The 23123-nt window shown below is 44.8% G+C and carries 19 protein-coding genes; 10 read left to right on the forward strand and 9 right to left on the reverse strand.

Translation table 11 applies throughout. The features are described from left to right. The first annotated feature begins 97 nt into the window (after positions 1-97). From LAJ61_RS09105 to LAJ61_RS09135, 7 genes are all read left to right on the forward strand, one after another. Positions 98-1726, forward strand: coding sequence for a cytochrome ubiquinol oxidase subunit I (locus tag LAJ61_RS09105; RefSeq protein ID WP_224053650.1), 1629 nt, complete (start codon positions 98-100; stop codon positions 1724-1726). Then, the gene (gene cydB, locus LAJ61_RS09110; protein WP_224054842.1) at positions 1719-2855 is read left to right on the forward strand and encodes a cytochrome d ubiquinol oxidase subunit II; all 1137 of its coding nucleotides are present in this window, start codon (positions 1719-1721) and stop codon (positions 2853-2855) included. Before LAJ61_RS09105 ends, cydB begins: the two co-directional genes overlap by 8 nt. A 32-nt stretch (positions 2856-2887) precedes the next feature. Further along, positions 2888-3097 (forward strand): cytochrome bd-I oxidase subunit CydX, encoded by a 210-nt coding sequence (gene cydX / locus LAJ61_RS11230; protein WP_135889256.1) that lies wholly within the window; start codon positions 2888-2890, stop codon positions 3095-3097. A 267-nt stretch (positions 3098-3364) separates the two neighbouring features. Then, positions 3365-4651, forward strand: a complete 1287-nt coding sequence (locus tag LAJ61_RS09120) for an ammonium transporter (RefSeq protein ID WP_224054843.1) — start codon at positions 3365-3367, stop codon at positions 4649-4651. 107 nt (positions 4652-4758) lie between these two features. Then, positions 4759-5499 carry a hypothetical protein gene (locus LAJ61_RS09125; protein WP_224053651.1) on the forward strand — a complete coding sequence of 247 codons (741 nt, stop codon included), beginning with the start codon at positions 4759-4761 and terminating at the stop codon, positions 5497-5499. 428 nt (positions 5500-5927) lie between these two features. Next, a complete protein-coding gene (locus LAJ61_RS09130; protein ID WP_224053652.1) occupies positions 5928-6872 on the forward strand; it encodes an alpha/beta hydrolase in 945 nt (314 codons plus the stop codon). Positions 6873-7215: 343 nt separating this feature from the next. Beyond that, a complete protein-coding gene (locus tag LAJ61_RS09135) occupies positions 7216-8670 on the forward strand; it encodes an NAD-dependent succinate-semialdehyde dehydrogenase (RefSeq protein WP_224053653.1) in 1455 nt (484 codons plus the stop codon). Between the two features lie 103 nt (positions 8671-8773). Here LAJ61_RS09135 and pncB read toward each other — a convergent pair whose 3' ends face one another. The 4 genes from pncB to LAJ61_RS09155 all read right to left on the reverse strand — a co-directional run bounded on the left by pncB (position 8774) and on the right by LAJ61_RS09155 (position 12669). Further along, positions 8774-9967: a nicotinate phosphoribosyltransferase gene (gene pncB / locus LAJ61_RS09140; protein WP_224053654.1), complete on the reverse strand. Its 1194-nt coding sequence runs from the start codon at positions 9965-9967 to the stop codon at positions 8774-8776. A gap of 91 nt (positions 9968-10058) precedes the next feature. After that, the gene (locus LAJ61_RS09145; RefSeq protein WP_099833746.1) at positions 10059-10565 is read right to left on the reverse strand and encodes a flavin reductase; all 507 of its coding nucleotides are present in this window, start codon (positions 10563-10565) and stop codon (positions 10059-10061) included. A gap of 21 nt (positions 10566-10586) precedes the next feature. Continuing rightward, a complete protein-coding gene (locus LAJ61_RS09150; RefSeq protein ID WP_224053655.1) occupies positions 10587-11642 on the reverse strand; it encodes a methionine synthase in 1056 nt (351 codons plus the stop codon). 49 nt (positions 11643-11691) lie between these two features. Then, the gene (locus tag LAJ61_RS09155) at positions 11692-12669 is read right to left on the reverse strand and encodes a DUF1852 domain-containing protein (RefSeq protein ID WP_224053656.1); all 978 of its coding nucleotides are present in this window, start codon (positions 12667-12669) and stop codon (positions 11692-11694) included. 511 nt (positions 12670-13180) lie between these two features. On the opposite strand from LAJ61_RS09155, the gene LAJ61_RS09160 reads away from it, so the two are divergent. Beyond that, positions 13181-15667 carry a glucose/quinate/shikimate family membrane-bound PQQ-dependent dehydrogenase gene (locus LAJ61_RS09160; RefSeq protein WP_409034964.1) on the forward strand — a complete coding sequence of 829 codons (2487 nt, stop codon included), beginning with the start codon at positions 13181-13183 and terminating at the stop codon, positions 15665-15667. Positions 15668-15790: 123 nt separating this feature from the next. Here LAJ61_RS09160 and LAJ61_RS09165 read toward each other — a convergent pair whose 3' ends face one another. After that, positions 15791-17344 (reverse strand): cryptochrome/photolyase family protein, encoded by a 1554-nt coding sequence (locus tag LAJ61_RS09165; RefSeq protein WP_224053657.1) that lies wholly within the window; start codon positions 17342-17344, stop codon positions 15791-15793. Between the two features lie 233 nt (positions 17345-17577). Here LAJ61_RS09165 and LAJ61_RS11240 point away from each other — a divergent pair, with 233 nt between their 5' ends. Both LAJ61_RS11240 and LAJ61_RS09175 read left to right on the forward strand, forming a co-directional pair. Continuing rightward, positions 17578-17790, forward strand: coding sequence for a DUF2256 domain-containing protein (locus LAJ61_RS11240; RefSeq protein ID WP_224053658.1), 213 nt, complete (start codon positions 17578-17580; stop codon positions 17788-17790). 12 nt (positions 17791-17802) lie between these two features. Beyond that, positions 17803-18996, forward strand: coding sequence for an energy transducer TonB (locus LAJ61_RS09175; protein WP_224053659.1), 1194 nt, complete (start codon positions 17803-17805; stop codon positions 18994-18996). A 133-nt stretch (positions 18997-19129) separates the two neighbouring features. Here the strand turns inward: LAJ61_RS09175 and LAJ61_RS09180 are convergent, their stop codons facing one another. From LAJ61_RS09180 to LAJ61_RS09195, 4 genes are all read right to left on the reverse strand, one after another. Beyond that, positions 19130-20560: an outer membrane protein transport protein gene (locus LAJ61_RS09180; RefSeq protein WP_224053660.1), complete on the reverse strand. Its 1431-nt coding sequence runs from the start codon at positions 20558-20560 to the stop codon at positions 19130-19132. 245 nt (positions 20561-20805) lie between these two features. Beyond that, positions 20806-21027: a translation initiation factor IF-1 gene (gene infA / locus LAJ61_RS09185; RefSeq protein WP_007116282.1), complete on the reverse strand. Its 222-nt coding sequence runs from the start codon at positions 21025-21027 to the stop codon at positions 20806-20808. Between the two features lie 127 nt (positions 21028-21154). Continuing rightward, entirely contained in the window at positions 21155-21961 is an 807-nt protein-coding gene (truA, locus tag LAJ61_RS09190) for a tRNA pseudouridine(38-40) synthase TruA (protein WP_224053661.1), read from the reverse strand. A 61-nt stretch (positions 21962-22022) separates the two neighbouring features. Continuing rightward, positions 22023-23117: an asparaginase gene (locus LAJ61_RS09195; RefSeq protein WP_224053662.1), complete on the reverse strand. Its 1095-nt coding sequence runs from the start codon at positions 23115-23117 to the stop codon at positions 22023-22025. Between the last annotated feature and the right edge of the window lie 6 nt (positions 23118-23123).

The raw sequence follows: 23123 nt of genomic DNA on the forward strand, positions 1-23123 counted from the left end.
AGATTTATATAATGTTTGTAAATAAAAACATTACCCTTTTTTAACCACGTATGAGGGTAATTGACATCTGAATTGGTTGTCAAACCAAGGAGTCAACATGATAACAGAACATCTCGTCGATATCTCCCGTCTGCAGTTTGCAGTCACGGCGTTATATCATTTTTTATTTGTACCACTCACACTGGGCATGGTGTGGCTGCTGGTCATCATGGAATCTATGTACGTGATGACAGGCAAAGAAGTATGGAAAGACATGACGCGTTTTTGGGGCAAACTGTTTGGCATCAACTTTGCCTTGGGTGTCACCACCGGCATCACCATGGAATTCCAGTTTGGTACCAACTGGGCGTACTACTCACAATATGTCGGTGATGTTTTTGGGGCGCCGCTTGCCATTGAAGGCTTGATGGCGTTTTTTTTAGAATCGACCATGGTCGGACTGTTTTTCTTTGGTTGGGATAGACTGTCACGCGGACAGCATTTACTGGTGACTATGTTGATGGCACTGGGTACCAATCTATCCGCATTGTGGATTTTGATCGCCAATGGGTGGATGCAGAATCCAGTTGGCGCAGAGTTTAGTTACCAAACCATGCGCATGGAAATGACCGATTTTGCGGCAGTATTGTTTAACCCTGAGGCGCAAAACAAATTCGTGCATACCGTCTCTGCCGGCTATACGGTGGGAGCGACCTTTGTGCTTGCCATCTCAGCGTGGTATCTGCTCAAAAAACGCGATGTCGAATTTGCCAAACGCAGCTTTCAAGTCGCGGCGGCATTTGGTTTTGCGTCGATTTGTAGCACCATCGTGCTGGGCGATGAGTCGGGATATTCCATTGGCTTGGCACAGCAAACCAAAATGGCAGCGATAGAGGCGATGTGGGAAACCGAGCCTGCGCCTGCCAGTTTTAATTTGATTGCAGATATCAACCAAGCCGAGCAAAAAAACAACTGGGCAGTACAAATTCCGTATGTGATGGGCTTGATCGGGACGCGCTCACTAGATACCCCGATTTTGGGCATCCATGACATCAAAATCATCAATGAAAAACGCATCATCAATGGTCAAAAAGCGGTAGTGCTACTGGATCAATTACGCAGTGCGCCCCCAGGTTCAACCCCAAATCCTGTCACAGTGGCTGAATTTGAAAAGGTAAAAAAAGACTTGGGCTTTGGGTTATTGCTCAAACGCTATTCGCCTGATGTCAGCAAAGCCACGCCGGCAATGATTAAACAAGCCACCGATGCCACCATTCCACCTATTATCCCGATGTTTTGGTCATTTCGTGCCATGGTAGGTTTGGGCTTTTTATTGTTGGCATTGTTTACTATTAGTCTTTGGTCAAGTGTCAAAGATAACTTTATCCAAAAACCTTGGCTGTTACGTTGGGCATTATTGATGCTCCCTGCGCCTTGGCTTGCTGCTGAATTTGGTTGGTTTGTTGCTGAGTATGGACGTCAACCTTGGACGATTTATGGCATGTTGCCAACGTACTTTTCAACCTCCAACATTAGCGTGGCGAATGTGTATGCCTCGCTGGCGGGATTTGTTGGTTTTTATACGGTGCTGCTGATGATTGAAATGTACTTGATGGTGAAATATGCCCGTAAAGGACCTGCGAGTCTAGGTACAGGCAAATACTATGGCGAAGATACTCACAAGGTTCATGTGAGTCCTTCATTAAATTTGCCCCATGATAAAGCCGAGGTGAATCATGTTGTTTGATTATGAAACACTCAAAATTATTTGGTGGTTATTGGTCGGTGCGCTGCTCATTGGGTTTGCTATCATGGATGGGCATGATATGGGCGTGTGTTCGTTACTGCCTTTTGTCGGCAAAGATGATGAAGAGCGCCGGGTGATTATCAATACCATTGGTCCGCACTGGGAGGGTAACCAAGTATGGTTTATCACGGCAGGTGGCGCGATTTTTGCGGCATGGCCGATGGTGTACGCCACTGCTTTTAGCGGTTTTTATTGGGCGTTGATGGCAGTGTTGTGGGCGTTATTTTTCCGCCCGGTGGGATTTAAATATCGCAGTATGATACACAATCCAACCTGGCGCAAAGCGTGGGACTGGGGGTTGTTTGTCGGTTCATTTATCCCGGCTGTGGTATTTGGCGTGGCATTTGGTAATTTGTTTTTAGGCGTCCCCTTTAGTTTTAACAACCATTTGGTATCGACTTATACAGGCTCATTTTGGGCATTGCTTAATCCATTTGCCCTACTGTGTGGGTTGATTAGTGCGTCTATGTTGATTATGCAAGGGGGAGCGTATTTGGCGCATCGCACCATTGACGAGGTACAAAATCGTACCATTAACTACGCTGCTATCAGTAGCCTGGTGATGGCGGTGTTGTTTGTGCTGGCAGGGGTTTGGATACAATCGATTGACGGCTATCATATCACCAGCCACATTGACCCCCAAGCCTTGCCAAATGTGCTCAATAAAGAGGTGACGCGTCAAGCGGGCGCATGGATGGCAAATTATCATCAATATCCGCTGGCCTGGGCATTCCCTGTACTTGGTGTCATCATGCCGATTGTCACGGCGATATTGTTAAAAGCGCGTAAAACCTTGACCGCATTTATCACCTCCAGTATTGCTGTGCTTAGTGTGATTATGACCGCAGGGGTGGCATTATTTCCGTTTATCATGCCATCCTCTAGCGACCCACGTTCAAGCTTGACGGTTTGGGACAGTGTATCGAGTCATCTCACCTTGATGATTATGTTGGTTGTCGTGGGGGTGTTATTACCGATGATTGTAGGCTACACCAGCTGGGCATATAACGTGATGCGCGGTAAAGTAACCAAGGCTTATGTTCGAGAGCAAGAGCATTCACTTTACTGACCCAAATCAAGGCAACTTAATAGGAGAACACAATGTGGTATTTTGCGTGGATATTAGGATTGGGATTTGCGGTATTATTGGCGATTTTAAACGCGCTGTGGCTTGAAAATGCCGATGCGCGTAATAAAGCCTTTAATCCAAAAGCGCAGGACGATAATCCCACCAATGATGGTACGGTGACAGAAGGCAATCCCACTGAAGATATCCATAAAACAGGTAACACTTCAGATAACGAGTCCTAATAGCCATCAGCCATTAGCGCTTTAAGTCACCACGGCTTAAAGCGCTTTTTTATGCGCTTTCAAAACCCGCTATTTTTTAATTATTTTCTTATTTGGTACACAATTTGCATTCGCTGTCTTGGCAAAACTGATTAATACTTGAGCGATATTTTTTTATCGAGGGCATAAGGGCATAGGGGCAAAAGTTTCATGAGAAAGTTAAACAATACGGTTCAACGGCATACCAGTAAACGGCTTAAGAAAACCTATAAATGGCTATTATCGGTGATGGTTTTTTATCAGCATTCCTCGGTGTACGCTGCGACGCCCACCAATGAGCAGCTATATGACTACCAAAATGTGATGTGGGTGGTTATTGGCGGTTTGCTAGTGTTCTTTATGCAGGCGGGCTTTGCGCTCATTGAATCAGGCTCAGTGCGTAGTAAAAATACCGTGAATGTGTTGATGAAAAACTACACCGATATGGCGATTGGCGGGTTAATTTTTTATATCTTGGGCTATGGTTTGATGGCAGGCAACAACCCCACAGGTTACGTGGGTCAAAGCGAGTTTTTACCAGAGCAGCTTAGCAATATGCAATGGGCACATTTGTTTTTTCAGATGATGTTTGCTTCCACCGCCGCCACCATTGCCAGTGGTGCGATGGCGGAGCGCATTAAATTTTCAGGGTATCTGATTGGTACGTTGATGACTTGCGGACTGATTTATCCAGTCGTAGCAAGTTGGGCATGGGGTGGTTATTATGGCGGTCAAGGCTGGCTTGCCCAGCTTGGATTTATTGATTTTGCCGGATCTTCAGTGGTGCACTCTGTCGGTGGGTGGTTAGCGCTCGCGGGTATTATCGTGCTTGGACCGCGTATTGGTCGCTTTGCCCCTGATGGCACGCCGCGTTTGATTGCCGGTCATAATCTCACGCTTGTCACATTGGGCGGCTTTATTCTATGGTTAGCGTGGTTTGGTTTTAATGCAGGTTCTACACTGACCAGCTCAGGCAATTTGGGCAAAATCATGCTAAATACCCACCTAGCAGGGGTGAGTGCGGTGACGGCTTATCTGGTGATTTCAGGGGTGATGCGTAAAGCGATTTTATTGAGTGATACGGTCAATATCAGCCTTGCAGGGTTGGTCGCCATTACCGCAGGCTGTGCGACCATGTCACCTGTGTATGCGATTGTTACCGGTAGTGGTGCATGTTTGGCGTATTTGGCGGTGAAGCGGTTATTGGATAATGTTCAAATGGATGATGCGGTGTATGCCGTTGCCGTGCATGTGGGCGGCGGTGTGTGGGGTACGCTGGCTGCAGGGCTGTTTTATGAAGGTGATTTATTCAGCACCCATCGTATCATCGTCCAGCTGATGGGCATCGGAGCAATGTTTGTCTGGTCGTTTGGACTGGGTATGGTGGTGTATTTTGTGATTGAAAAAACCATCGGTCTTCGCGTACTTGCACAGCATGAGCAACGCGGGCTCGACTTTACCGAACATGCCGAAGGGGCTTACCCTGAATTCCAAGATAGCTTATTTAGTCAGCAAACGCTAAGTGAGCGGCACTAGTTTTAAATTTTTGCGGTGCCTGTCTGCTCTGTCGTCACAGGTACCCGACCCAATACAGTCATTTGCGTCAATTGTAATTTTATTAACTTTAAATATTTGGCACCGTCATGAACAAAGAAGCTACTATCAAATCTGCGTTAACACCGTTTTTAAAAGATGCTGATATACGTAAAGCCATGGACATCTTTCATAAAGATTATGCCGATATTACGCCTTACCAAATCCAGCGTTTTGTCCATGAAATTACGCAAGACAACGAAACCAAAGAATATCGCTCAAATATCCGTCGAAGTTTGATGAAAGCGCTGAGTGATTATCAAATGGGTGCAGTCAACTCCCAACCAATAACCCATGATATCCCTGATTTGGGGCAAAATAGGCCAGTAACTCACCCATCATCCAGTCAAATAGCTATCGCTAACCAAAAACCTGACGCAATATCTAGCGAAATAGCCGCCTTTGAGTTACTGATTGATAGTTTTATGGCGCAATTTTCACCATTATTGGGTAGCCAAATTTTACACAGTGTCAAGCAGAGGATTCATCAGCATCATAATTCATCAAAATCCCGTGGTTTTGGGCTATTAGCTCGCAGGGCAGAAACCAATCAGGCTTTAACCTTAACCATGATTCACTTTTTTGATCAGTTTTTTGGTGGTGATAAACAAAGTGCATTGACAATGTCGTTGAACGATGCGGATACAGCAGGATTTAGAACTATCTTATCGTTATTTTATCAGCAAGCGTGTCAATGGGCGGGGCCTACTGATGCAGATATTGCTTTGGCGCAAGCAAACAAGATTACCAAAGCCAAGTTTGACATATCTTTGGTTGAAAAATTTATGTAGAATGCCATTTATGTAACAGGCCAGGGATGCACAGCGCAATAGTATTTTTTTTCAAAATTGAAGAGGCTCAATGTTAATTTTCAAGTCTCAGGTCCTAAGTCCAGTGCAACAATCAACACCACAATATTACTGGATTTTTATTATTAAAGAAGCGCAAACATGTGAAAGTTAATCAAATGATTTTACTGGTGTAGGTTAAATAATAAATAGCATTACACATAACGATATCCAACATAAGGTTACCGCTGTTACCAATTCATTCACTACAGCAGGCATTTGATTAACGCTTATAAGCGATTATACTTAGCAAAAAGCCATTCTCTTACATAAATGTTTAATCATTTCAAATTTAACGTTTTGACTTAAAAACGTCCTGACTTAAAAACGTCATTGCTTAAAAAAGAGAAATACTTAACAAAGAGAAACCTATGCCGAATTCATCGACCCACGCTACAAAAAACCCGCCATCCGCCACCGTCCGCTTCAATAAATACAAACTTGGGGCTGCTGCGGTTATAGCCCTTGTGGGGTTAAGTTTAACAGGCTGTCATAGCATGACGACAAAAAACGCACCAATCGCCGCAAAAACTGATAGCACTATCACTGTGTCAAATGATATTAAAACCATCAAAAATATTGCCTATGGCACAGATACCCGGCAACAACTCGATATTTATACCCCTGCAGACGGTCAGCGTCACCCTGTGTTGATATTTGTATACGGGGGTAGCTGGCAACATGGCAAACGTCAAACCTATGGCTTTGTCGGTAAGCAGTTTGCCAAGTCGGGCTACACCACAGTGGTGGTGGATTATCGCTTAGCTCCTGCAAACGTATTCCCAGATTATGTGCTCGATACAGCCAGCGCCATGGGTTGGGTGTATCGCAATATCGCCCAATATGGCGGCAATCCTAATCAGCTGTTTGTCATGGGGCATTCTGCAGGGGCGTTTAATGTGGTATCTGCGGTGGATGATAACCGTTTTTGGACAACCACCGGCATTCCCAACAAGGCAATATTAGGCGTGATTGGACTAGCAGGTCCGTATGATTATGATTTTCGTAGCGGTACTACTAAAGTTGCCTTTCCAGCTGATAGCACGCGCCAACAAGTAATGCCTGTGTATCATATCCGCCAAGATGTACCCCCGCATTTGTTGGTGACAGGTAGTAAAGACAGGCTTGTCTACCCACAAAATGCTGATAGCTTACAAAAAGCGCTGACCCAAGCAGGCGGCAACGTGGAACGGGTGCAAGTCCCTGCCACTCATGCAGGCGTCGTCATTGGTCTGGCAGCACCCTTACAGTCGTTTTATCCCACCTTTAATAAGGTCAATGATTTTATGCAGCGGCATTTGCCAACAGCGCAGTGAGAAAGATTTCCAAGAAAAATTTCCAAGAAAAACTTTTAAGCAGCGGCAATTTTCACAGACTCATGCAGTCAAAGGCATACCGCTGCTGCTGAGTCAGTAGCCTCAAATGCGATGAAAGAATCACAACCGAGTTGACGTAACCGACTCGGTTTGCATTTTTATCCAATTATTTATGCCATTTACTATCTAATCTTTACTGCAATTTTTACCGCCTAGACAGCTGCTGCAACATAATGACGCTATTGTAGGTAGCTGTTATCAGCTTATAATAAACGGCATTGACTCCCTTATCATAAAAAAGTTCTCAATATCCTCATAACAACATAACGAACAGGAATTCCTGATGCTACCAATCAAAGACCAAACCTTACTCAAAACCCAATCCCTCATCGACAACCAATGGGTAGATGCAACGGATCGTACTACCATTGATGTCACCAATCCATTTGACAACCAAGTGATTGCCACCATACCCAGTCTAGAAAAATCTCAAGTCATCGACGCCGTCGCCATTGCTCATAAAGCGCAAATAGACTGGGCACAAAAAACCGCCAACGAGCGCGCAGCTATTTTAAACAACTGGGCGGATTTAATCGACCAAAATAAAGAAGACTTAGCAACCATCATGACCGCTGAGCAAGGCAAGCCAATCACCGAATCTCGCGGTGAAATCGGCTATGCCAATAGCTTTATCCGCTGGTTTGCCGAAGAAGGCAAACGCATCTATGGCGACATCATCCCTAGCACCAACAAAGACCTACGCTACATGGTGTTAAAACAACCGATTGGCGTATGCGCAGCGATTACCCCGTGGAATTTCCCCGCCGCCATGATTACCCGCAAAGTTGCCCCTGCTTTAGCCGCTGGCTGTAGCATAATTGTCAAACCTGCCACTGAAACACCTTTGACCGCATTAGCACTGGGTGAACTTGCCATACGAGCAGGCTTACCTGCAGGCTTGCTACAAATCGTCACCGGCAAGTCATCTGTCATTGGCGAAGTGCTCACCCAAGATGAACGTATCCATAAATTATCCTTTACCGGTTCTACCGAAGTTGGTCGCGTGCTGATGTCACAATGCGCGTCCACGGTCAAAAAACTTTCGATGGAGCTTGGTGGCAATGCGCCCTTTATCGTCTTTGATGACGCGGACTTAGAAAAAGCAGCAAGTGGGCTTATTGCATCCAAATACCGTAATGCTGGACAAACCTGTGTGTGTGCCAATCGCGTGTATGTGCAAGCAAGTATCAAGGATAAATTTTTAGCCATCTTCAAACAGAAAGTCGAAGCACTAAAAGTCGGTAATGGTATGACAGAGGGCGTGAATATCGGTCCACTCATCAACCAAGGTGCATTAGAAAAAGTCGAGCAGTTACTTGAAGATGCGGTCAACAAAGGCGCGACAATTGTAACTGGGGGTAAAAAACATGCGGCATCGGCGTTAAGCTTTGAGCCAACCGTTATCACGGGTATCACCGATGACATGGACATTGCTAGCCAAGAGATTTTTGGCCCTGTTGCCCCGGTGTTTATTTTTGATAGCGATGATGAGGTGATTGCCCATGCCAACAACACTATTTATGGACTGGCAGCGTATTTCTATACCCAAAGCGTTGCGCGCTCGTGGAAGGTCTGTGAGGGGCTTGAATACGGTATGGTCGCCCAAAACACGGGGCTGTTATCCACGGAGGTCGCACCGTTTGGGGGTGTGAAGCAATCAGGCTTTGGGCGTGAAGGCTCAAAATATGGCATTGAAGATTATGTGACTACCAAGTATTGGTGTTTAGATATTAAATAATAGTTCAATCATCCAAATTCATGGCATACGTTGCCATGATTGGGCGTGAAATTAAACGCGCTGATTTAGCTTATTGGTTTTTGTAATTAGCGCTTTAGGACTTTTACTCGGCGATATCAAATACTTGGCGCAGATATGCCAAAAAGGTATCGTTGTCGGTCATGGTTTTGCCCGGGCTGTCTGATATTTTAGCAACCGATTGCCCGTTACATTCAACCAGTTTAAGGACGATGTTGAGCGGTGTTTGTCCCATATCATTGGTCAAGTGAGTCCCGATACCAAACCCAAGTTGAAAACGGTCGTTAAAATGCAAGTACAGCGCCCACGCCTTCTGCAGCGTCAATCCATCGCTAAAATTTAACATTTTGGTTTTTGAGTTAATTTTGAGTCGTTGGTAGTGCGCGTAGGCTTTTTCGCCCCATTCATACGGGTCGCCACTGTCATGACGCAGCCCATCAAATAGTTTGGCAAAATACAAGTCAAAATCTCGCAAAAAAGCGTCCATCCCAACCACGTCTGTCAACGCAATACCTAAGTCACCTCGATATTCTTGAACCCAAGCTTCAAGTGCCGCTTTTTGGAAATTACGCAAACGCACATCGAGTGCCTGAAAGGCTTGCAGAAATTCATGTGCCATTGTGCCAATCGGGGTGATACCGAACTGTTTGGCAAAATACACATTGCTCGTACCGCGAAATATTTCCGGCACTGCCACCAACCGCTCAATCACTTGCTCTTGCCAAGCAACACTATAACGTCGACGCGTACCAAAATCTGATACCAAAAACGGAACGTCATAAGCCGCCATTTGGCGACGATAGTCTTGTAACAGTATGATTTTATCGTTTAGCCGTTGTTCACCGACTTGCCAAGCCGATTGTTGATCAAGGTGACTAAAATACAGTTCATTGACAATCGCCAACACAAAGATTTCAAACATCATTGCCTGAATCATCGGGCCTTCAATACGAATGTCTAATCGACCTTCGGCATCAATGGTCGCTTTGATAAAACGCCGTTTGAGTTGAAATAATTCAAGATAATCAACAAAGTCACTTTTGATAAAGCGCAGACCACGAAGATATTGCAGCTCATCGGCTGTAAACCGCAGTTCACAAAGCGCATCGAGCTCGCTATTGACTTCATCGAGTAGCGTTGATAGGGGAAAGGCGGTGTCTTCAAGGTTGCGACAGCGAAACGCATATACGCTATGCGTCTGTGGAAACTTGTGTAGCACCACTTGTAGCATGGTAAATTTGTATAAATCCGTGTCCAACAAAGACTTAATAATCGCCATCACTCATCCTAAATTGTCTACCTATTGATAAGAATGACTACTTTAGCATTAAATCGCTTGGATTGTAGAAAATCTGACTCGGTGCTTGGCATTATGGTTGGCTGGGCGTTTCGACTTTAATTTTATTGACGGCATGGTATTCACGGTTAAAATACACCAAGCCTGTTTGGTCTTTGCCTTGTTGTATGGCTTCGATACGACAAATAAAAATCCCATGTGTGCCGACTTCTTGGATTTGCTCGATTTGGCAATCAAAGCTCACCAACGCATTGTCCAAAATCGGTGATTGGGTCATCAAGGTATGCCATGTGCCATGCTCAAAGCGCGCTTGCGCTTCAAGTTTGGAGGCAAAAACCGCAGATAATGGTGCATGATGATCAGCCAGCACATTCACCGCCAATACCTTGTTTTGCACGAAATATTCATACGAGCGTGAGGCGGTATTCATGCATACGAGCAAGGTCGGTGGGGTATCGGTTACACTGCACACCGCCGATGCAGTAAAGCCATGACGACCTGCAGGGCCATCGGTAGTGACCACATTGACCGCAGCCGATAACATCGACATGGCATTTCTAAAATCAGTAACGTCAACCATTGTTTCTTTCCAAAGTACTTTTTAAATTATTAGGTCTTCCAATTGATGCGTGGCTAAATAGTCATTTCGGACGAGCTTGGCGCCTTGTGCTAAGGCAAACAGTTTGCCTTGTGCCACATGACGGGGTAGCGGTGCCATCCCGCAATTGGTACAAGGGTACAAATTTTCAGCATCCACAAACTGCAAGGCTTTATGCAGCGTTTCTGCCACTTGCTCAGGCGTTTCTATCTGATGCGTCGCCACATCAATCGCGCCCACCATCACTTTTTTGCCACGAATCAATTCGATAAGTTCCATCGGTACGCGCGAATTGTGACATTCTAGCGACACCATATCAATCGCCGATTGTTGTAGTTTGGGGAAGATGGCTTCATACTGTCGCCATTCACTGCCCAAGGTTTGTTTCCAATCGGTATTGGCTTTGATACCATAACCATAACAGATATGGACGGCAGTGTCACATTTCAACCCTTCTATGGCACGTTCGAGTGCCGCAATGCCCCAATCATTAACTTCATCAAAAAATACATTAAAAGCAGGCTCATCAAATTGAATAATATCGACCCCTGCCGCCTCGAGTTCTTTGGCTTCTTGGTTGAGTAGGGTGGCAAATTCCCAAGCCAGTTTTTCGCGGCTGCCGTAGTATTGGTCACTTAAGGTATCAATCATGGTCATGGGTCCAGGTAGCGCCCATTTGATAGGCTTGTCCGTGTGCTGACGTAAAAACTTGGCGTCCTCAGCAAATACCGATTGCGGGCGCGACACCGCACCCACCACAGTCGGCACACTCGCTTCATAGCGATTGCGAATTTTTACCGTAGCGCGATTGGCAAAATCAACCCCATCCAAATGCTCAATAAATGTGGTGACAAAATGCTGGCGGGTTTGCTCGCCATCACTCACAATATCAATGCCTGCCGCTAGTTGCTGCTGCAATGATACCAATAACGCGTCTTGTTTGCCTTGGACAAGCGCGCTGTCTGTTAGCTTCCAAGGTGACCAAAGTTGTTCAGGTTCAGCAAGCCAGCTTGGTTTAGGCAGGCTACCTGCCGTTGATGTTGGAAAAAGTGTAGTCATTGTTTTCTCTTTAATTGTTTGGTGTCAGCAAAACTGCTTAAGCGACTTATTAAGCTACTTGGGAATTTAACCATTCTTGTAACAAGGTTTGGTAGGGTTTGATAAAGTGGGTTTCTGTGTATTGACCTTGTTGAATCGCCAGCTGGCTACGTTCTTCACGGTCATACTCGATTTTGGTCAGTGAATAATCTTCATGGTTTAAACTGGGCTGATAACTTTGACCTGCCACGGTATTGGCGTTATAAATCTCAGGACGATAAATTTTTTGGAACGTTTCCATCGTGCTAATCGCGCTGATAAGCTCAAGGTTGGTGTAGTCATTGAGCAAATCACCTTTAAAATAAAACGCAAAAGGTGCCACTGATTTTGGCGGCATAAAATAACGCACCGATAACCCCATTTTGCTAAAGTACTCATCTGTCAGCGAATATGCGTCTTGTACATATTCAGTGCCCAAAATCGGATGACAATTGGCGGTTTGGGTATAAGTCTTGGTGGTCGACACACTCAGACAAATCACCGGGGGTTTGTTAAATTGCTCACGATAGGCAGGCGAGTTCAGCACATAATCAAACAATTTACCATGCAAATCCCCAAACCGCTCGGGCACGCTAAACGATGGTTGGTTTTTGTTATGCGCCAACAGCCATACGCTAAAGTCATAATCGCGCACATAGGAAGAAAAACTGTTCCCCACAATGCCATCGATTCGCTGCTGGGTCTGGGTATCAAAGATAACCGTTTTTAAAATCTCAATAGCCGGAAAGCTGTCTCCCGTACCCGCTATCTCAAGATTGGCAGAGACAATCTCAAGCTCGACCTGATAGCGGTCGCCAGTCACATTGTCCCAATTTGCCAAGTCATTAAATCGACGGTTAATCATTTGCAGGGTATTGCGTAAGTTTTGCTCGCGGTGTTCACCCCGTGCCAGATTGGCAAAGTTGGTAGTCAGCCTAGTATCTTTGGCAGGTTGGTAGTTTTCATCAAATGCAATGGTTTTGATATGACAATCAATCGGTAAAGTCATGTCTATAATCTCCGTAACAGTCGCGCAAAAAATTTTCTTTTAGCACACTACGATTACTAAAAATCGTCACTGCTAAAAGTACAAAGACAGTTATACGCTAAAATGAAGATGAATAAAAACGAATTAAAATTTAAAAATGATGAATTTTATTCATTTTAAGTTTTTACTTGAATAAAAAACGGCTAGAGAGTATCTAACCGTTTTTTATTGGCAGCGCTGAGATTTGATATTAGCGACTTCAAAATTCCCTAATATAGATTCAGTGAAGCTAGTGATGCTGTGTATTTTTTGAGGTTGCCGAAAATTAACTTGGTTAAAAGTTTTTCACATTCAATAAAAGTTGATAGTTAAAAAATAATTTATGCAACAAAGTAATAAATTTTGTAGGTATAAAACAAGTAATTATTCATCAGAAAGGTTAACTTACCAATTACCAACATTACGCTACAAGTCTGTAGCATTAAAGAGTGAATAGCCCGCTCTATAATCACGGGAAAATAAGGAGGGTGATATGACAAACACTCATGACAATATATCTACGTCAGCAATCCATACGGTAAAACCACCCTATATCACGATGGCGATTTTTGCCATTATAGGTTTGGTATTATTGCTGGGCGGGATTTATCTCATTAGTTTGGGTGGCTCGTGGTACTACTTGGTAGCCGGTCTTTGGATATTAGCCACGGCGGTGTTACTTAAAAAACGCGCTGCATTAGCGCTTTGGCTGTTTGCTGCTTTATTAGTTGTGACAGCGGTATGGTCATTATGGGAAGTGGGCAGCGATTTTTGGGCACTCGCACCTAGACTGGATATTTTAACCTTTATGGGGATTTGGCTATGGTTACCACATATCACCCGCTATGTTAAATCTCATCAGCCAATTAACCAGACGACTCCATCATCGACGCCTAAAGCAACTTTCTTTGATCATACTTGGCTAACCCCGGTTCGACATAGCTTAGGCTTAGTCATTTTATCAATTTTTGTGTTGATGGGTTATGCCGCTTTTCATGATCCCCAAGAAATCAACGGTACCATCACCCGCGCGCAGCCTACGCCAAAACCACTGGCAGGCATTGCTCCGGGCGATTGGGCCGATTACGGACGTACGCCTGAAGGTACACGCTATTCACCTTTGACCCAGATCAATGATAGCAATGTCAAAAATCTTAAAGAAGCGTGGACGTTTCGTACTGGCGACTTTAAAACCGCCAATGATTCTGGGGAAACCACCAACGAAGTCACCCCGCTTAAAGTCAACAATACCTTATATTTTTGTACCGCGCATCAGTTTTTGATTGCGCTTGACCCCGCTACAGGTAAACAAAAATGGCGCTTTGATCCGAAACTCAAATCAGACAAAACCTTCCAACATTTGACTTGCCGTGGGGTATCGTATCACGATGACGCCAATGTCAGTAAAAATGCTGCCAGTTTGCAAGCGCGCCAAACCCAATCGGCGCTTTGCCCGCGTAAAATTATTTTACCGGTCAATGATGGTCGCTTAGTCGCCGTTAATGCAGATACGGGTCAACGTTGTAGCGATTTTGGTACCAATGGTGAAGTCAATCTGCAACAAGATATGCCATACCCATATCCCGGTGGCTACAACCCAACGTCACCGCCTGTAGTGACAGGTACGACGATTGTTATCGGTGGGTCTGTGACTGACAACCTCTCTACCAAAGAGCCTTCGGGCGTTATCCGTGGCTATGATGTTAATACCGGTAAATTGATGTGGGTGTTTGACACAGGCGCAGAAGACCCCAACGCCATTCCAGCACCTGGGCAAAAATTTGTACACAACTCGCCAAATGCATGGGCACCGCTTGCGTATGATAGCCAAGCCGACGTTGTATACGTGCCTGTCGGTGTTGGTACGCCAGATATTTGGGGCGGTAATCGTGACCGACTACAAGAGCGTTTTGCCAACTCGGTTGTTGCGCTCAATGGCACCACAGGTAAAGTGCTGTGGAGCTTCCAGACCACGCATCACGACTTGTGGGATATGGACGTACCGTCGCAGCCAACCATTGCAGAATTGACCGACCAAACGGGCAAAACCACGCCTGTTGTCTATGTCACCACCAAAACGGGCAATGTGTTTGTCCTTGACCGCCGTACGGGTAAACCTGTGGTACCGGTGACAGAACGCGCCGTGCCACAAACGGTCAAACGCGGTAACCAAACCAAAGGTGAAAAATACTCTGCCACCCAGCCATTTTCTGAGTTAAACCTTGCGCCACCGAATCCGCTGCAGGATAAAGATATGTGGGGCGCGACCATGTTTGACCAGCTATACTGCCGTGCGTATTTTAAATCACTCAATTATGAGGGTATCTACACGCCACCGTCAGAAAACGGTACCTTGGTTTTCCCAGGTAATTTAGGGGTATTTGAATGGGGCGGTATTTCAGTCAATCCCGATCGCCAAGTCGCGGTGATGAATCCTTTAGCGTTACCTTTCGTCAGTACTTTGATTCCACAAGATCCTAACCGTCCACAAAAAGAAAAAGGCGCAGGCACTGAACAAGGCATCCAGCCTATGTACGGCGCGCCTTATGGTGTTGAAATTAAACCTTTCTTATCACCTGTGGGATTACCTTGTAAACAACCTGGCTGGGGATATGTGGCAGGAGTGGACTTGACCACGCATCAAATCGTATGGAAAAAACGTATCGGTACTATCCGTGATAGCTTACCAAAACTGATGCAGTTACCGCCATTAAAAATCGGTGTACCCGGACTGGGTGGTTCGATTTCGACAGCGGGAAATGTGATGTTTGTCGCGGCGACCCAGGATAATTATATCCGTGCCTTTAATGTCAGCAACGGCGATAAACTCTGGGAAGCGCGTTTACCGGCTGGTGGGCAAGCCACGCCAATGACTTATGAGATTAATGGCAAACAGTATGTGGTCATCATGGCAGGCGGGCATGGCTCGTTTGGCACCAAGATGGGTGACTATATGGTTGCCTATGCGTTACCTGATTAGTCATAAATGTTTTAAAAAAACCACGTTAACACTTTAACGTGGTTTTTTTATGAGCCTAAATTAAGTGGGTAGTATATTTATCATGATTTATATCAGCAATTAAAAAATACTTAACGATAGCAATTACTTAACTGTTTTTTTAAATGCCTCAATCGCCATCGCTCGCGATACTTTTGTTGGAGTGGCAAGCTTTGAATAGGCGATGTGGGGATGTTGTGTTAGGTAGGTTTGGAGTTTTTGCTCATCGTTGATGATGTTAGCTGGCATTGTTGCAAGCTCGGGTACCCAGTGTTGGATATAGGTGGCGTCAGGGTCATGCGTTGCCGCCTGACTAAATGGATTCATCACCCGAAAATAAGGCTGGGCATCGGTACCGACGGAAGCTGACCATTGCCATCCGCCATTATTACTGGCAAAATCACCATCTACCAAATGCTGCATAAAATACGCCTCACCCCAACGCCAATCGATCAGTAGGTTTTTGCTCAGATACATCGCCACCACCATACGCAGCCGATTGTGCATAAAACCTGTGCTATTGAGACAGCGCATCGCTGCATCCACCAGCGGCACGCCGGTCTTACCTTGATACCAGCTTTCAAAGTCGGCTAGGTCATAGCGCCAAGCCACAGATTCATCGAGTGGGGTCAAAAACGCCTTGCCTTTAACGATATCTGGACGGTTAACCATAACATCATAATAAAAATCGCGCCAAGCCAGTTCGCTAATCCAGCGCATGATGTCTTTCTCGCTTCCCAGTCCTTGCTGACTGTTCAGCTTTTGTCTGGCTTTGAGATAGCATAATCTGGGCGATAGCATACCGATGGCCAGATAGGGCGATAAACGACTGGTCGCACCCAAGTGATTATTCAAAGCGGGCACGTCTCTGGCGGTATTGTAATCAGCGATATCTTTTTTTAAAAAATCATCCAGTCGTGATTGGGCAGCCGCTTCACCGGCAGGGTATAACCATTGTGCTAACTTACCCACGTGATTGAGTTGTTTATCAAGCGCAGCGGTGGGGGTAAGATAAGCGCGATAAAATGCTTCAATCGTTATATAGTCATTGGTGTTGGTATTGGTATTGGTATTGCGGCTGTCTTTGGCGAGTTGTATGGTATTTATAGCCATGGTAGCAGGGATGGGCGATAGGGTTAAGCCGCCAGTTTCAACCATCGCAAGCCAACGCTTGTAAAAAGGGGTAAAGACTTTGTACGGCATACCTTTGTCGGTGACGATACGCTGAGGGGCAATCACCTGACTATCATCAAACCATTGGGTAACTATGCCCAACGACTGCGCCTGTTGGGCGATATACTGGTCGCGGGCAACTTCATTCACCGGGTACTCCAAATTGGCAAATAAATGGCTTATAGCAAGCTGCTGGCAAAGCTCAAGTACGTCCGTCGCCTGCAAGGCAAAATCATCCACCACTCTGATGATGGTACCAATATTCAACTGAGATAAACTCTGCTCAAGTGCGCGGATTTGCCGCAGTATCAAGTCAATTTGCCACAGCGATTTGCGGTGTGATTGCCATTGCTTGGGTGTCAAATAAACTACGGCGATGACGCCAGCATGGTTTTGCTGTGCATGCTCACAGCAAGCCGCAAAAGCGGTATTGTCAAAGGTGCGCAAATCTTGGCGAAACCACATCAAGTTCGTTTTGCTGCTCATTATCTTTACCCCAATACAACAGTTTATCGTTAGGGTATTATGTCAACAAAGGCTTGGCTTCCCAAGACATTTTTTCAGGTTTATTGCGCTATCATAACGGTAAAACACCACTCATGCCGTTGCAAAAATGTGCAATGACCCACATAAAAAGTCAACTAAACTAGATAATGGATAGCTCATAGATGTACATGCTTTAAATAGCCAGCGATTAAGTAAATCTATAGAAAGGTAAGATGAAAAATTCTAATAAAACCGTTAAAAAATCTGATTTGCCGAGCAAAATCTGCCCAGTGTGTCAGCGTCCATTTACCTGGCGAAAAAAATGGGAAAAAGATTGGGTGAATGTCATTTATTGCTCAAAGCGCTGTCAAGGTAATAGCCGTAGCAGCAAATTAAAAAATAACGCTAAAGACTCATTAATGACAGGTGCACCCAACATCAAATAGCAAACTAACTATTTGATTTATGGCACAATTATATTAAGATGGCAATGTCATCTCCAACAATTAAAGCGTGTATCAAGCGATTTCCCTGTTATGCTGTCTACCTCATCATCTGATAACAGATCGTCAAAACTATATATTAGGGTAGTGGTGGTCGGCATCGTTACCGCGTTACATGGGCTGCTGCTGTATCTATTTTTTCAGTACCAAACTCCATTAAAGATCAAACCACAAACTACACAGGCGCTCGAAATTAGCTTTATCCAGCTGAGGCCTCACACCTCGCAGACCTACCATTCACAACCGCCTGTGGTTATCCATCATGCAGACCCTGCCAAACAACCTTATCTTAGCGATAACACACAAGCAGCTGATATTAAGGAAAAACCGTTATCAACACCAAACCCTACACCCGCTAAACTGGTGGAATACCCAGCAAAAAGTAGTAGCCACAAGCCAATTGAACTCAGACCAACGATAGATCATTTGACTAGCCAAAAAAAACCCAGTCAACTTACAACTCCGTTATCTATAGCAAGTCAAAGCCGAAGCCAAACTCAATCTCAAAAAAAATCACAAGATATTCCTAGCCAGCCATTACTGAACGCGCGTGAAAATAACGCCAAATATAAACAACAGCAAGCGGCGCAAATAGAACGCAACATAAGTTCAAATAATAACCAATCTCTTGCTCAACCCAACTCAGCTACTATCAAATCTGCTGCTACCAACCAAAGCCATACCAATGCCGATGAGGCTTTAAAACCTATAACTCACGATGAGCGTGCTAAATCATCTGAAGATTCAATGTCTCCTCAAATAAAAAAAACGCCAAATCGGCCCGTTAGCCCAGCTATTTCAGCTATCGCCGCTGTCCCAACTATTAATTCGTCACCAAAACCAGCAACACCCATCACCTTTGGCAATGCGGAGGCAAGTTGGCAGAAAAGACCGAACACACACTTACCACCCAATTTATCCCGCATTGTGACACTAAAACAGCTATCAAGCCTGCAAGTAAAACTTAATGTCAATGCCAAAGGTGACGTGGAAAAATGCAGGATTACGCAAACATCGGGTGATCCAGAGGTGGATAAATTTATTTGCCAACAAGTGCAAAAAGCCAAACTTTACCCAAAAAAAGTAAATGGCGTCACGGTACCAAGCATTGGTAATCTCACAATAGCACTGACCAATCTTGCAAATTAAACCATACAATATGTTGTTGAAGCGGCACCTATGTAATAATCATTAATGGCTTACTGTGTAACAATTGATTACCTAGACACATAAAAAAGCCAACCTGATGAACAGATTGGCTTTCATGTTATTGAAAGTTAGCTTATTTCTTTTGGTAGGATAAACGTACGCCGTATACCCAGCCATCATTATCTTGGAAATCGCCAACAATGCTACCATCGGGTAGTTTTGCTTTGGCATCACCAAACATTAAGTATTTAACGCCGCCTGAGACAGCCCATTCAGGTGTCAAATTGTATTTTGCGCCCAAGCCCACATTCCAGTTACCTTCCACAGGTCCTAGAGAAGTGATGGGATTGCCTGCACCTGAGTCATAACCCACAGCGCCCGAAATAGCTAATTGTGGTGATAGTTTCTTACCTAGACCGACTTCAGCAGTCCAAGCGTCTTTAGAATAATCAACCAAATTTAAACCGCTTGCTTTACCATAGATTGTTGGTTTAATGGCAAAATCGCTCCAAGGTACCCAACGTGCTTTTGCAGTTAAAAGGGTTGTTGGATTGATACCTGTTTGGAAATCTAAGTTAACAGATTTTGGCGTGGTGATAGTAATTTCATTGGTTCCGACACCCGCTGCACCAAGTGCAGGAAAATTTTCCGTCAGAGTAACATCATGGTCAATTTCTGAGCGATAGGTTAACGCGGCTTTGAGGGCAATTTCAGGTTTTAAATAAGCAATCCCAGCCATCCAGCCATAAGCCGTATCACGCGTAATATTTGCATCATACCCAGAGGCAGTTTTATAAGCGTTACCACGTAAGTGAACATCACCTTCTAAACGCTGAATCGTAGGACCACCATAGATTTGAATGTTTTTCTTTTCCCCCAGTTTTACCCCCAACAGTCCTGTGAAATTTTGGCTGCTGATAGAAACGTTGGTTGCACCTGTAACTTTTGAGAGATTATTAAAACTATCAGTTGGGGCTTTTAAAGCGTTATAGGTGGCTGAAAGATTTTTATAATCGGGGGTTCCAGTAGCACCAGCTTTTTCAAGTGTATCTAGTGTGGACTTCGCAAGAGCTAATGTATTATTCAGCTCTGTTATATTGCTAACTGTAGCAGTTTGATTTCTTGTAAGGCTACGCAATAATTGTGTAGCACCTGGATAAACTTGAGGAGTTGCTAAAGAGTCAATAACCGCAGTTGGTGCACCAACAAAGTTGTTATCGCCAGAAAACTCAACATCGGCGCCCCAAGGCTGATCAAAAAATGCGCCTACGCTGATGGTGTCATTGACATCGGCTTTTGCCCCAAAATTTAAAAACTGGTAGTCATCGGCCATATCAGGGACATTGCGACCAGCGGCAAAGTCTGCGTCAGTTGTCGCAACCTTTGCGTTATCTTTACCCTCGATTGTTGGATCGATAGCAATGTGCTCAACGTAGGCAAAAGTACCTTGCTCGGTAAAAGCCCAGCTTGGTTGGGTAGAGCGGTCTAAACCGGCGGCGTTTGCGATAGAAACAGTAGAAAGCGTAGCAACGGCTAGCGCAAGAGAAGAAATTTTAAATGACATGTGAAGCTCCCTGTTTGATTTTAATCATTACGTCTAACAGCTAATTTAACAAAAACTTATCAGTAAATTAAAATTGACGTAATACCTTCCTTTCGTCAGTCAAAGAATAATCAAAATTTTAACAATTGACAACCATAGAATCACATTTTTGTAAGAATTTATTGACCTGAGCAGTCACGAAAAAAAGAGGGTGTTAACCCAATGAGTTAACACCCTCTTTTTACTGACTATGTCTAGCTAAACACCTATCGACCGCGGTAAGTGATACGTCCTTTCGATAAGTCGTAAGGTGTCATTTCAACTTTAACTTTATCGCCTGTTAAGATACGAATATAGTTTTTACGCATTTTTCCAGAAATATGCGCAATAATTTCATGCCCATTTTCTAAACGCACTTTAAATAATGTGTTAGGTAAAGTATCGACCACTTCGCCTTCAAATTCAATTACATCGTCTTTTTTTGCCATAATACCTATATCTATGAGTCAAATGTATAAATGCAGATTATACGCTGATGCGTGTGTTATCGCAACTTTTAACCCCCAAATCAATCAATTGAAAAAAACAGCTAAAAGATTTGCGCTCATCGTGCCCTTATTCAGGCAAATTTAGCCAAATAGGGGAGAGCCTTGTTGCCGGTAACAGTGATTGAAATTGGGGTGGATATAGCGCATTGATAAAGTATAACCCATCGGCAGAGGCCGTCGCTGCCGCAAGTGACCGGTTTTTGCTCAGTAGCAATGCTTCCATCCATGCGACTGGCTTTTCACCGCGCCCAATTTCAAATAACGTACCCATAATATTTCGCACCATGTGGTGCAAAAAACCATCGGCTTGGATATCCAGTACCAATAGCTCACCATGCTGAATCAATTTGGCAAAATGGACATGGCGCACAGGCTGATTAGATTGGCAGGAAGCGGCACGAAAACTGGTAAAATCATGGGTGCCTTCCAGATAGGTCGCTGCCTGCTGCATCAGTTGGACATTAAGCGGGGCGTATTCATGGGTAATTTGCTGATTGAGTATCGCAGGTCGAAAGGGATGGTTGAGGGTAATATAGCGGTAGCGTCGAGCAATGGCAGAAAAGCGCGCATGAAACTCAGCGGGCATCACTTGTATCCAGCGCACCGCGATATCATCAGGTAGTAGAGAGTTTGCGGCACGCAGCCAATTATAAGGCTGACGCGTGGCAGTGGTCTGAAAATGAGCAATCATATTTGACGCATGGACGCCTGCATCAGTACGACCTGCAGCGATGACTTCTATGGGTTCATTGGCTATCTTTGATAACGCTGCTTCAACATGCTGCTGAATACTATCAACTTCTTGTTGTCGTTGCCAACCGCGATAGCGAGTACCAATAAATTCAATGCTGATCGCATAAGTATTTACAGTCATAAAAAAGCCAATTTTGCCAAAACCTACGATAAAAAAGCCTAGTATAACAACTAATCAGTTATTAGGCGACGCTGTGGGTATCTTTTAGACAATGCGCCCAGCGCTGACGGCGGCGAGCAGGGGTATCATAATTGCCAATCAACCATAGCAGACGCGCAAATATGGCAGGTAAGGTCAACCGCCCCGTCATCAAAACTTCACATTGAGCCAGCCATGCCCCCGCTTCATACGCTTGGCTGACGCCGCCATACGCGCATTGGGTGGTCACTGCAACCAGACAGCCTTGTTTTTTCGCCTGTAATAATTGGTTTTTAATGGATTCGGCATACGGCACATTGCCTGCACCAAATGCCAAAATAATGATGGCATCAGGTTTTTCAGACAATAAATTATCCAAGCGAGTGGCGAGCAAATGCGTATCCACGGGCGTCAGATAGAGTGTCGCAATATTGGCATGGGACAAGCTGTCAAACACTTGCGGCAATTGACTCAACCGATCTTCTAGCCACAGTTGATGCTGAGCCTGGGTGATTTTTGCGGTATAGCTATTGGCAGGATAACCAGCACGGTGGTGCCCCACAAACGCCATTAAATCATGGCTATGAATTTTTTGTACAGTTTGGGCAGGCCAATCTTCACCAGAAAAACACACCCGCACCCCAGGCTCACCATGACAGGCTAATTTACAGGCATCAAATAAATTCTGCGTGGCATCGCTCTGCGGGTCGATGCGGTAATCGGTTAACACATTGCTATCAAGCAAAGGTCTCATTGCGCCCGTGACCAAAATACTGATATGACTACCAGCAAAACACTCTGCCAAAAAAGCCGCGAGGTAGCTGAGCGTATCCGTGCCTGTTAGCACCACAAATTGGCGAAGCCCTTGCCCAATGGCTTGTAGTATCAATTGATAAAAATGCGCAAAATCGGCAGGCGTTAACTGGCTACTGTCTTTAATGACATCATTATCCAATATCCGCCAGTCCACAGGGTCGTGTGCATGGTTTGGGTAGGTGGCAAAATGGGTGTGCAGTATCTGTGATAACACAGGTAAGAAAATATCGGCATCTAAGCTGGCAAGCGGTTTGCCATAACTGCCAAAAGTGCCGCCGGCGTAGATGATGCCAATACCTGATTTGGTGATAGATTTACTCAATTGAAA

Origin of the sequence: Faucicola osloensis, assembly GCF_020041925.1 — a bacterium.
Taxonomy (GTDB): domain Bacteria; phylum Pseudomonadota; class Gammaproteobacteria; order Pseudomonadales; family Moraxellaceae; genus Faucicola; species Faucicola osloensis_D.

Coding starts and splice junctions, on each gene's coding strand:
- infA (WP_007116282.1), bottom strand. CDS start 21,027: ATGGCAAAAAAAGACGATGTAATTGAATTTGAAGGCGAAGTGGTCGAT.
- LAJ61_RS09105 (WP_224053650.1), top strand. CDS start 98: ATGATAACAGAACATCTCGTCGATATCTCCCGTCTGCAGTTTGCAGTC.
- LAJ61_RS09180 (WP_224053660.1), bottom strand. CDS start 20,560: ATGTCATTTAAAATTTCTTCTCTTGCGCTAGCCGTTGCTACGCTTTCT.
- LAJ61_RS09165 (WP_224053657.1), bottom strand. CDS start 17,344: ATGAGCAGCAAAACGAACTTGATGTGGTTTCGCCAAGATTTGCGCACC.
- truA (WP_224053661.1), bottom strand. CDS start 21,961: ATGACTGTAAATACTTATGCGATCAGCATTGAATTTATTGGTACTCGC.
- cydX (WP_135889256.1), top strand. CDS start 2,888: ATGTGGTATTTTGCGTGGATATTAGGATTGGGATTTGCGGTATTATTG.
- LAJ61_RS11240 (WP_224053658.1), top strand. CDS start 17,578: ATGAAAAATTCTAATAAAACCGTTAAAAAATCTGATTTGCCGAGCAAA.
- LAJ61_RS09125 (WP_224053651.1), top strand. CDS start 4,759: ATGAACAAAGAAGCTACTATCAAATCTGCGTTAACACCGTTTTTAAAA.
- LAJ61_RS09155 (WP_224053656.1), bottom strand. CDS start 12,669: ATGACTTTACCGATTGATTGTCATATCAAAACCATTGCATTTGATGAA.
- LAJ61_RS09160 (WP_409034964.1), top strand. CDS start 13,181: ATGACAAACACTCATGACAATATATCTACGTCAGCAATCCATACGGTA.
- LAJ61_RS09145 (WP_099833746.1), bottom strand. CDS start 10,565: ATGGTTGACGTTACTGATTTTAGAAATGCCATGTCGATGTTATCGGCT.
- pncB (WP_224053654.1), bottom strand. CDS start 9,967: ATGGCGATTATTAAGTCTTTGTTGGACACGGATTTATACAAATTTACC.
- LAJ61_RS09120 (WP_224054843.1), top strand. CDS start 3,365: ATGGTTTTTTATCAGCATTCCTCGGTGTACGCTGCGACGCCCACCAAT.
- LAJ61_RS09135 (WP_224053653.1), top strand. CDS start 7,216: ATGCTACCAATCAAAGACCAAACCTTACTCAAAACCCAATCCCTCATC.
- LAJ61_RS09130 (WP_224053652.1), top strand. CDS start 5,928: ATGCCGAATTCATCGACCCACGCTACAAAAAACCCGCCATCCGCCACC.
- LAJ61_RS09150 (WP_224053655.1), bottom strand. CDS start 11,642: ATGACTACACTTTTTCCAACATCAACGGCAGGTAGCCTGCCTAAACCA.